At 68.2% G+C, this 9,831-nt stretch carries 11 protein-coding genes and 2 tRNA genes; 10 read left to right on the top strand and 3 right to left on the bottom strand.

The features are described 5' to 3' along the window. Positions 1-111: 111 nt before the first annotated feature. A complete protein-coding gene (locus V7702_RS15380; protein ID WP_335650959.1) occupies positions 112-945 on the bottom strand; it encodes a trypsin-like serine peptidase in 834 nt (277 codons plus the stop codon). Positions 946-1,149: 204 nt separating this feature from the next. Between V7702_RS15380 and V7702_RS15375 the strand changes: the two genes are divergently transcribed. Continuing rightward, positions 1,150-3,237, top strand: a complete 2,088-nt coding sequence (locus V7702_RS15375) for a S9 family peptidase (protein ID WP_335650958.1) — start codon at positions 1,150-1,152, stop codon at positions 3,235-3,237. Next, on the top strand, positions 3,234-3,779 hold the full coding sequence (locus V7702_RS15370) for a GNAT family N-acetyltransferase (protein ID WP_335650957.1): 546 nt from the start codon (positions 3,234-3,236) through the stop codon (positions 3,777-3,779). The genes V7702_RS15375 and V7702_RS15370 overlap by 4 nt, the downstream gene beginning before the upstream one ends. Here V7702_RS15370 and V7702_RS15365 read toward each other — a convergent pair. Then, complete coding sequence (locus tag V7702_RS15365) at positions 3,776-4,681, bottom strand: LysR family transcriptional regulator (RefSeq protein ID WP_335650956.1); 906 nt, start codon at positions 4,679-4,681, stop codon at positions 3,776-3,778. The genes V7702_RS15370 and V7702_RS15365 overlap by 4 nt on opposite strands. 97 nt (positions 4,682-4,778) lie before the next feature. Between V7702_RS15365 and ilvD the strand changes: the two genes are divergently transcribed. The 7 genes from ilvD to V7702_RS15330 all read left to right on the top strand — a co-directional run bounded on the left by ilvD (position 4,779) and on the right by V7702_RS15330 (position 9,284). Further along, positions 4,779-6,626, top strand: coding sequence for a dihydroxy-acid dehydratase (gene ilvD, locus V7702_RS15360; RefSeq protein ID WP_335650955.1), 1,848 nt, complete (start codon positions 4,779-4,781; stop codon positions 6,624-6,626). 56 nt (positions 6,627-6,682) lie between these two features. Then, entirely contained in the window at positions 6,683-7,096 is a 414-nt protein-coding gene (locus V7702_RS15355) for a hypothetical protein (RefSeq protein WP_335650954.1), read from the top strand. A 99-nt stretch (positions 7,097-7,195) separates the two neighbouring features. Next, a complete protein-coding gene (locus tag V7702_RS15350; RefSeq protein WP_335650953.1) occupies positions 7,196-7,519 on the top strand; it encodes an ArsR/SmtB family transcription factor in 324 nt (107 codons plus the stop codon). Positions 7,520-7,550: 31 nt separating this feature from the next. After that, a complete protein-coding gene (locus V7702_RS15345; protein WP_335650952.1) occupies positions 7,551-7,964 on the top strand; it encodes an SRPBCC family protein in 414 nt (137 codons plus the stop codon). After that, a complete protein-coding gene (locus V7702_RS15340) occupies positions 7,964-8,188 on the top strand; it encodes a hypothetical protein (protein ID WP_335650951.1) in 225 nt (74 codons plus the stop codon). Before V7702_RS15345 ends, V7702_RS15340 begins: the two co-directional genes overlap by 1 nt. Next, entirely contained in the window at positions 8,185-8,607 is a 423-nt protein-coding gene (locus V7702_RS15335; RefSeq protein ID WP_335650950.1) for a DUF1801 domain-containing protein, read from the top strand. Before V7702_RS15340 ends, V7702_RS15335 begins: the two co-directional genes overlap by 4 nt. A 65-nt stretch (positions 8,608-8,672) precedes the next feature. Continuing rightward, positions 8,673-9,284 (top strand): peptidylprolyl isomerase, encoded by a 612-nt coding sequence (locus V7702_RS15330; RefSeq protein WP_335650949.1) that lies wholly within the window; start codon positions 8,673-8,675, stop codon positions 9,282-9,284. Positions 9,285-9,333: 49 nt separating this feature from the next. On the opposite strand, the gene V7702_RS15325 is transcribed toward V7702_RS15330, so the two are convergent. After that, positions 9,334-9,407: transfer RNA gene (locus V7702_RS15325), tRNA-Gln, on the bottom strand. Positions 9,408-9,536: 129 nt separating this feature from the next. Here V7702_RS15325 and V7702_RS15320 point away from each other — a divergent pair. Beyond that, a tRNA-Pro gene (locus tag V7702_RS15320) sits at positions 9,537-9,613 on the top strand. Positions 9,614-9,831 lie beyond the last annotated feature (218 nt).

Genomic DNA, 9,831 nt, shown 5'->3' with positions numbered 1-9,831 from the left:
CCTGCGTGGCCGAGACCATTTCGGTCGTCTACGGCGCCTGATCTCAGCGACCCGAGTGTAAGAAAGGCCCGCGTTTCGACGCGGGCCTTTTTTGTGCCTGGGCGCCGGGGCTCAGTAGTCTGGCGACACCGCCTCCAGCGCCGAGGCCGCCTTGGCGCCGCCGACGCTGGAATCCCCCTGCGCCACCGTGATCTCGGCCAGGGGATTATCCATCAGGGACAGGGTCTCACGGATGTAGCGGGCGTGGGTGACGATGCCGATCTCCAGCCGTTCGCTGTTCAGTTCCACCTGCTGGGTCAGCAGGCCCGCAATGAACTGAACCTCCTGGGACTCGCCGCCGCCCGGCCTGCGCCGCACGCCTTCGGCCATGAAGACCGGCCCGCCGGAATTGCCGGGGAAAACCGTGAAGTCGAGCAGGAAGGTCGGGAAGGCCGCCGCCGGCGCCAGGGGGAAGGACGCCACGCGCCCTGAGCGCAGGATGGGGAAGCCGGCCGGATTGGCCGACAGTCCTCGAGGGAAGCCCAGCGCCATCATCTGGTCGCCCGCGCCCACGGCGTAGCTCGAAAAGGTATCATCGGCGGCCAGCCAGTCGGTGGGTATCGCCGCCTTGGCGAATTCGGGGGGCGCGGTGATGGAGATGGCGGCCACGTCGCGGCTGGGATGCTGGGTCCAGCGCGGATTGCCGTCGGCGTCGCGGATATCGAACTTCTGCGGGGCATAGCTCCAGGAGCCATCGGCGTTGGCGATCCGGTAGCCGATGCGGGCCTGCACGCCGGGCATCCGTTGCAGGACGTGGTTGGCGGTCACCAACACCGTGCGCGGCTGGCCGTCCAGGGTCGGCGCATTGATCAGGAACCCGGTGCCCACCGTGCGCGTTCCATCCCCCAGCGGCTGCTCGATCTGAACCGTGGCGTGGATCAGTTCGACAGCAAGATCCGCAATCATGGACGCCCCTCGACTTCTTAGACCCGACGATGGGGCCAACTGAATCAGACCCGCCGCAGTGCGGCAAGACGCGAGGGCGTGAACGTCCGCGCTCTATTGCCGCGCGCCTGTCCTGGAGGCGTTGGGTGGTCCCTCCCCTCCGGATTTGTCTGCATTCTCACACCGCGCCTTGAGAGACGCTGCGGTTCGTCGCATCTAGCTGGAATGACCCAGCGCCCCACGCCCCCCGTCGCTCCCAAGCATCCTCAAACCACCGAGCAGCTCGGCCGTAGCCGCACGGACGAGTACGCCTGGATGAAGGACGAAAACTGGCAGAAGGTTCTGCGCGACCCCGCCACCCTGCGGACCGACATCGCCGAGCACCTGAAGGCCGAGAACGCCTATACCGAGGCCATGCTGGCGGGCACCAAGGACCTGCAGGCCGCCCTGTTCGCCGAGATGAAGGGGCGGATCAAGGAGGACGATTCCAGCGTGCCGGCCCCCGACGGCCCCTGGGACTACTATGTCCGCTATCAGGAAGGCGCCCAGCATCCGATCCGCGCTCGGCGTCCCCGGGGGGCGGAGATCGGCGAGGAAATCCTGCTGGACGAGGAGGCCCTGGCCAAGGGCAAGGCCTATTTCCAGGTGGGCGGCGCCGGCCACAGCCCCGACCACCGGCTCTATGCCTGGGCCGCCGACGAGCAGGGCTCGGAATACTACACCATCCGCATCCGCGATCTCGTGACCGGCGAGGATCTGCCCCACGCCATCGAGAGCGCCTATGGCGACTTCACCTTCTCGCCGGATTCCGAGTGGCTGTTCTGGATCTGGCGGGACGAGAACGCCCGTCCGGCCAAGGTCTTCCGCCGGCCCGTCCGCGGCGGCGAAGACGTGCTGGTCTATGAGGAAAAAGACGACGGCATGTTCCTCGGCGTCGGGACCACCTCGGACGACGCCTATGTCGCCATCCATGTGGGCGACCAGGAAACCACCGAGATCTGGATCATCCCGGCCGCCGAGCCCACTGCCGATCCGGCCTGTGTCCAGCCCCGCGAGACCGGCGTCCGCTATGAGCTCGACCACTGGACCGACCGGTGGGTGATCCGCACCAACGCCGACAGCGCCGTGGACTTCAAGCTGTGCGTGTCGACCGAACCCCTGCCCGCCCGGTCCACCTGGCGCGACTTCGTCCCGCACCTAGCCGGCCGCTACATCACCGGCTTCGCCGCCTATGCCGGCCATCTGGTGCGGATGGAGCGGGTCAATGCGCTCGACCAGATGGCGGTGATGACCCGGGACGGCGACGAGCACGTGGTCGCCTTCGACGAGGAGGCCTACGCCCTGCATCTGGAAGGCGGGCTGGAATACGACACGACCCTGACCCGCTTCGTCTACCAGTCGCCGACCACGCCCCGGCAGTGGTTCGACTACGACATGGCGAGCCGCCAGCGGACCTGGCGCAAGACCCAGGAAATCCCCTCGGGCCACGACCCGGACGCCTATGTGGCCCACAGGCTCTATGCCCGCGCCGCGGACGGAGAAGAGGTGCCGATCACGCTCTTGATGCGCCGCGACACGCCCCTCGATGGGAGCGCGCCGCTGATGCTCTACGGCTACGGCTCATATGGCCACGCCATGGAGCCCAGCTTTTCGATCCGTAATCTTTCCCTGGTGGACCGGGGCTGGATCTGGGCCACGGCCCACATCCGCGGCGGCTCGGACAAGGGCTGGGGCTGGTTCATGGATGGCCGCAAGGCCAAGAAGACCAACACCTTCACCGACTTCATCGCCTGCGCCGAACACCTGGTGGCCGAGAAATACGCCACCAAGGGACGGGTCGCGGCCTATGGCGGCTCGGCTGGGGGAATGTTGATGGGAGCCGTGGCCAACATGCGCCCCGACCTCTGGGGGGCGATCATCGCAGCCGTCCCCTTCGTCGATGTGCTCAACACCATGAGCGATGCGAGCCTGCCGCTGACGCCGCCGGAATGGCCCGAATGGGGCAATCCCCTGACCGACGTGGCCGCCTATGACGCCATCGCCGCCTACAGTCCCTATGATCAGGTGGGCGCCAAGGCCTATCCGCCGATCCTGGCTACAGGCGGGCTCTCGGACCCGCGGGTCACCTATTGGGAGCCGGCCAAGTGGGTGGCGCGCCTGCGCGAGCACACCACCGGCGAGGCGCCCATCCTGCTGAAGATCAATATGGAGGCCGGCCACGGGGGCGCCTCTGGCCGGTTCGATTTCCTCAAGGAGATCGCCCTGGACTACGCCTTCGCCGTCTGGGCCGTCGACAAGGGTTGGACCAAATGATCGTCCGCCCGGCCGAGGCCGCCGACATGGCCCCCCTGGCGGAGATCTATGGCCACCACGTCCTGCACGGCTTCGGCACCTTCGAGGAGGTTCCGCCCTCGGCCGACGAGCTGAACCAGCGGCGCGAGGCCATCGTCGCCCGCGGCCTGCCCTATCTGCTGGCGGAAGATCAGGGGAAGGTGCTGGGCTTCGCCTATGCCGGCCCGTTCCGTCTCCGGGCGGCCTATCGTTACACGGTGGAGGACAGCGTCTATGTGGCGCCGGACGCCCAGGGCCGCGGGGTCGGCCGCGCGGTGCTGTCGGCCGTCATCGAGGCTTGCGAGGCCATCGGCATCCGCCAGATGGTGGCGGTGATCGGCGACAGCGGTAACGCCGGCTCCGTCGGCCTGCACACGGCGCTGGGCTTCACCCACCAGGGATCAGGCCTCGGCCTCGGCTACAAGCACGGCCGCTGGGTGGACATCGTCTGGATGCAGAAGGCGCTGAACGGCGGAACCACCCACGACCCGGACGCGCCGGGACTGGCGCTCAGCGGGGTCTAATCGGCCGCGCCGTCGAGGGCGACGTCCAGAAACCGCGCCAGCGTCGGAGTAAGGTCGTCCTGGCGCCAGACCAGGCCGGTCTCCAGCGACGGCGCCTCGCCGGCCAGCTCCACATAGCGCACGCCGGTGCGGGCCAGGTTGCGCAGGGAGGCCGGCGCCAGGGCCACCCCCATCTCGGCCGAAACGAGGCTGATGATGGTCTGCATCTGGATGGCTTCCTGGGCGATGCTGGCCGCGCCGCCATGGGCGGTGAAGTAGTCCGTCACCAGGTCGTGGAAGGCCGGCGCGGCGCGGCGCGGAAAGAGGATCAGCGGCGACTGGACGATAAGTTCCGGATCGAGCTTCCCCGCCCTCAGAGGCAGGCGACCCTCGATCAGCCACGCTTCCGGCACGGCGGCCACCAGGGGTTCGACCAGCAGCCGGTGATAGGCGAGACCCGTAGGCAGGGCGCCGCTGGGAGCGATGACGACGCCGGCATGGCCTTGCCCCTCCAGCAGGGCTGCGATCTGCACCTCACTGGTCGCCTCGCGCAGGGCGATCTCTACGTCGGGATAGAGGGCGGCGTAGCGCCGGACCAGGGCCGGCAGGACGCTGTAGTCGGCGGTGCTGACGAAGGAGAGCTCCAGGCGGCCGGCCTCACCGTCCCGCAGCGACCGGGCGATATCGGGCAGCGCCGCCAGTTCACCAAGGGCGGCGCGGACATGGGTCAAAAACTGCGCCCCAAACGGCGTGAGGGCGACGCTGCGCTTGGTGCGGGCGAACAGGGCCGCGCCCAGCTCCCGCTCCAGGGCCTGGATCGACTGGCTGAGCGGCGGCTGAGTCATGTTCAGCCGCGCCGCGGCCCGGCCAAAATGCAGGGTCTCGGCCACGGCCTCGAAGTGTCGGAGCTGACGGACATCCATCGCTCATATCTACTGCGACCTAAAACGGCTTCAAAAGTATATTTCTCTCGCCAGACGCCTGAGGCTATGCCGGGGGCGATCCAAAAGGACCCTGCCCATGCCCGCCTATCGCTCACGCACCTCGACCCACGGCCGCAACATGGCCGGCGCCCGCGGCCTGTGGCGCGCCACGGGCATGAAGGACGGCGACTTCGGCAAGCCGATCATCGCGGTGGTCAACTCCTTCACCCAGTTCGTGCCGGGCCACGTGCACCTGAAGGACCTGGGCCAGCTGGTCGCCCGCGAGATTGAGCGCGCCGGCGGCGTGGCCAAGGAGTTCAACACCATCGCCGTCGATGACGGCATCGCCATGGGTCATGACGGCATGCTCTACAGCCTGCCGTCGCGCGAGCTGATCGCCGACAGCGTCGAATACATGGCCAACGCCCACTGCGTGGACGCGCTGGTCTGCATCTCCAACTGCGACAAGATCACGCCGGGCATGCTGATGGCGTCGCTGCGCCTGAACATTCCCACCGTCTTCGTCTCCGGCGGGCCGATGGAGGCCGGCAAGGTCGTCCTGGGCGGCAAGGAAGTGGCGCTCGACCTGGTGGACGCCATGGTCGCGGCGGCCGACGAGTCGGTCAGCGACGAGGACGTGGCGACCATCGAGCGCTCGGCCTGCCCCACCTGCGGCTCCTGCTCGGGCATGTTCACCGCCAATTCCATGAACTGCCTGACCGAGGCGCTCGGCCTGTCCCTGCCCGGCAACGGCTCGACGCTCGCCACCCACGCCGATCGCGAGCGCCTGTTCCTGGAGGCCGGCCACCTGATCGTCGACATCACCAAACGCTATTACGAACAGGATGACGACAGCGTCCTGCCGCGCAACGTGGCCAGCTTCCGGGCCTTCGAGAACGCCATGAGCCTGGATATCGCCATGGGCGGCTCGACCAACACGGTCCTGCACCTGCTGGCCGCGGCCCATGAGGCCGAGGTGGACTTCACCATGACGGACATCGACCGCCTGTCACGCAAGGTGCCGTGCCTGTCCAAGGTGGCGCCGGCCAAGGCCGACGTGCATATGGAGGACGTCCACCGGGCCGGCGGGGTCATGGCCATCCTCGGCCAGCTGGAACGCGGCGGCCTGCTGCACACCGACCTGCCGACCGTCCATTCCAAGACCATGGGCGAGGCCCTGGAGCGCTGGGACACCAGCCGCACCGAGAGCGAAGCGGTCCAGACCTTCTTCAAGGCCGCGCCGGGCGGGGTGCCCACCCAGGTCGCCTTCAGCCAGAACAGCCGCTGGAAGGAACTGGACCTCGACCGCAAGGACGGGGTGATCCGCAGCGTCGAGCATGCCTTCTCCCAGGACGGCGGCCTGGCCGTGCTGAGTGGCAACCTCGCCGAAGACGGCTGCATCGTGAAGACCGCCGGCGTCGACGACAGCATCCTGGTCTTTTCGGGTCCCGCCCGGGTGTTCGAGAGCCAGGACGACGCCGTCAGCGCCATCCTGACCGGCAAGATCGTGGCCGGCGACGTGGTGGTCATCCGCTATGAAGGCCCCCGCGGCGGGCCGGGCATGCAGGAGATGCTGTATCCCACCAGCTATCTGAAATCGAAGGGCCTGGGGAAGGCCTGCGCCCTGATCACCGACGGGCGCTTCTCGGGCGGCACCTCGGGCCTGTCCATCGGCCATGTGTCGCCGGAAGCGGCCGAGGGCGGGCTCATCGGCCTGGTGGAGAATGGCGACCGGATCGAGATCGACATCCCCAACCGTACTATCCGCCTGGCGGTGGACGACGCCGTCCTGGCGGGCCGCCGCACGGCCATGGAGGCCCGAGGGGCAGACGCCTGGCATCCCGGCCCGCGCAAGCGCAAGGTCACCCCGGCGCTCCGCGCCTATGCCACCTTCACCACCAGCGCCGCCCGCGGCGCCGTGCGGGACGTGGACCAGAAGCGCTGAGCCGCCCTTATCTGGCCCGCCCTTATCTGGCCATGTCCGGGGGTGAAGCTTGCGCCATGAAACCCGCCGCCCTCGCCACAGCCGTGTTCGTCGCCGCCTTCGCGGGGCCCGCCTTCGCTGATGAAGCGCCCATTGCGACTAGCCGCTCCGACACTCCGCCGGCCCCTTCGACGGCGTCAACTCCGATCGGCCAGGGTGTTGGGCCGAGCCTGCGGCCCGAAGCGCCCGGCGACTGGGCCAGGCGGGTCATGGCCGGCGAACCTGCCCCCGAAGAGGTGGCCGAGGCGCAGCCAGGGCGGTGCGCGCCGCGAATGGATACGCGCGCCCACGGCGAGGTCTGGGGCAGCGTGGGGACCGGCGGCTATCGCGAGGTTGGCGGCGTCGTCACCCAGCCCATCGGCGACTGCGCCACCGTGACCATTGGCATGAGCCGCACCGAGGGTCGGTTCGCCGGACCACGTCACCGTTAGGCGCCGGAAATGAGCGCCTCAGGCGCCTCCCCCGCAGAGTTGACTCATTCATAGCCATCAAGTTATGAGATTCTCATCACCTATTGGTTATGAGTTTCGATGTCCGGCGCCCCCGACCTGATCTTCCGGTCCCTGGCCGATCCCACCCGGCGCGGTCTGTTCGAACGCCTGTGCCGGGAAGGCGAGCTGACGGTCGGCGCGCTGACCGTCCAGGCGGGTGTCTCCCAGCCAGCGGTCTCCAAGCACCTGGCGGTCCTCAAGCAGGCAGGCCTGGTGCGGGATCGCCAGGAAGGCCGTCAGACCCACTATCGCGCCGAGGCCAGCGCCCTTGGGCCTCTCGCCGATTGGACAACTCAACAGACCGCCTACTGGCGCGCACGGTTCGACGCTCTCGAAGACCTGCTCAACCGGATGGACCAGTGAAGTGGACAACCGCTGCGTTGAAAGGACAGCCATGAGCGAAACCCAGACTGAACGGCGTGACATCGTCATAGAGCGCGACCTCGCCCATCCGCCCGGCCGAATCTGGCGCGCCCTGACGCAGCCCCACCTGATGGCCGAATGGCTGATGCAGACCGACTTCCAGCCCATCCTCGGCCAGACATTCAGCTTTCGCGCCGAGTGGGGCGCCCTGACCTGCCAGGTCACCGAACTCGAGCCCGAGCGGCGGCTCGCCTACACCTGGGGTGATGGCGTGCTCGACACCGTCGTCACCTGGACGATCACCCCGACCCGGTCCGGCGCTCATCTGCGCATGGAGCAGACCGGCTTCCGCAAGGATCAGCCCCGCTACCTGATGGGCGCCACCGCGGGCTGGCCGCGCATGCTCGACACCCTTGAACAGGTCCTTGCCAGGGAACCCTCCTGATGCCGCTCAACCTCCGTGTGCGACAGATCCACCGCTGGCTGTCGATCGCCTTCACCCTCGCCGTCATCGCCAACCTCGCCGCCATGGCGGCAGGGCTGCAGGCGGCATGGATCGGCCTTCTGGCGCTCGTCCCGCTGATCCCCCTGCTGGGGACGGGGCTCTACATGTTCGCCCTGCCCTATCTCGGGCGCCGCGGGGCCGGACGCGCCGCGGAGGGCACATGACGCAGAAGGACGGCGCCTCTCCGCGGCTCTTGTCGGGCGGCAATCCACAGATTCCCAAGGGTTACGGCGATGAGCCCGTGCAAGCCTACATAGCCGCCCTGCCCGGCTGGAAGCGCGAGGCGGGCGCACGCCTGGACGCCTTGATCGTCGCGACCGTGCCGGACGTGCAGAAGGCGGTGAAGTGGAACTCGCCGCTCTACGGGATCGCCGACCAAGGGTGGTTCCTCGGCGTCCATGCCTTCGCCAAGTACTTGAAACTCGCCTTCTTCCGCGGCGCGAATCTCGACCCGCCGCCGCCCGTCGCCTCCAAGACCGAGGGCACGCGCTATCTCCACATCCGCGAGGGCGAGGCGCTGGACGAGGCGCAGCTCGCCAACTGGATCTCTCAGGCCGGTCGGCTGCCCGGCGAGCGCATGTAACTGCCTGGTGATTCCGTTGCGCAGGCCGAGGGGGTAGGCTTGCGGTTCGCAACGCAGGAGCCGCCATGTCCCCCCGATCGATCCCCCGCCGCAGTCTGGTTCTCGGCGCCGGCCTCGTCATGGCCGCCCCCCAGATGGTCCTGGCCCAGGGCGCCAGGCCGCGGGTGACCATGACCACCAGCCAGGGGACCATCGTCGTCGAGCTGGAGGACAGGAAGGCGCCCCTGACCAGCGCCAACTTCCTGCGCTATGTGGACGCCAAGGCCTATGACGGCGGCAGCTTCTTTCGCGCCGCCCGCAACGATTGGGCGCCCACCGAAGGCACCATCGTCGCCCAGCCGCCGGCCAAGGCCCGGCCGTTTCCGCCGATCCGCCACGAGAGCACCACCAAGACGGGCCTGAGCCACGTCCACGGGACCATCTCGCTCGGTCGATTCGCGCCCGGCACGGCGACCAACACCTTCTTCATCTGCCTGGGCGACCAGACCTTCCTCGACGCTCAGCCCGAGCAGCCGGGCGACAATCTGGGCTATGCGGCCTTCGGCAAGGTGGTGTCAGGCCTGCCCACGGCCCAGAAAATCCTCGCCCAGCCCACCGGCGGCGAGACCAAGTTCGCCGACCAGAAGGACCAGTGGCTGAAGAAGCCGGTCATCATCGAGACCATGCGCCGGGCCTGAGGGCCTGCAGCGGCGCCGAGCCGGCGCTTACGTCAGATGAGGGAGGATGTGGCTGGGGAACTAGGACTCGAACCTAGAATGACGGTACCAAAAACCGCTGTGTTACCATTACACCATTCCCCAGCAGGAACGGCAGCGGGGCTTATCCCCCCGCGGCGAGGGCGTGGGAATAGCAAAAGCCGATTCCAGATGCAACGGCCGTGCAGTCGCTTGCGGGCCTGAAATCGCTCCTCTATAAGGCCGCCTCCAAGTCGGAGTGTGGCTCAGTCTGGTAGAGCACCGCGTTCGGGACGCGGGGGTCGCAGGTTCGAATCCTGCCACTCCGACCATTATTCCCGCCTTGGCGCCCAGCGCGCGGCGCTTCGCTGCTTGAGGGCGGGTGTTTTCCCGGATCATGAAACGCAAACGGCCCGGTCGACGCCGGGCCGCTGCCTTGTGCGGGCTGAATTCAGCGATACAGGACCAGCTCGCCGTCCTCGTGGGGCGCGGTCATGCGGTCGCCGCGGCCGCGGAAGATGGCCACGGCGTTTCCGCCGGCGCGGTACAG

Origin of the sequence: Phenylobacterium sp. (assembly GCF_036963605.1) — a bacterium.
Classification (GTDB): Bacteria; Pseudomonadota; Alphaproteobacteria; order Caulobacterales; family Caulobacteraceae; genus Phenylobacterium.
The sequence above is the reverse complement of the archived record's forward strand: the minus strand, read 5'-3'. Positions and strand labels throughout refer to the sequence as shown.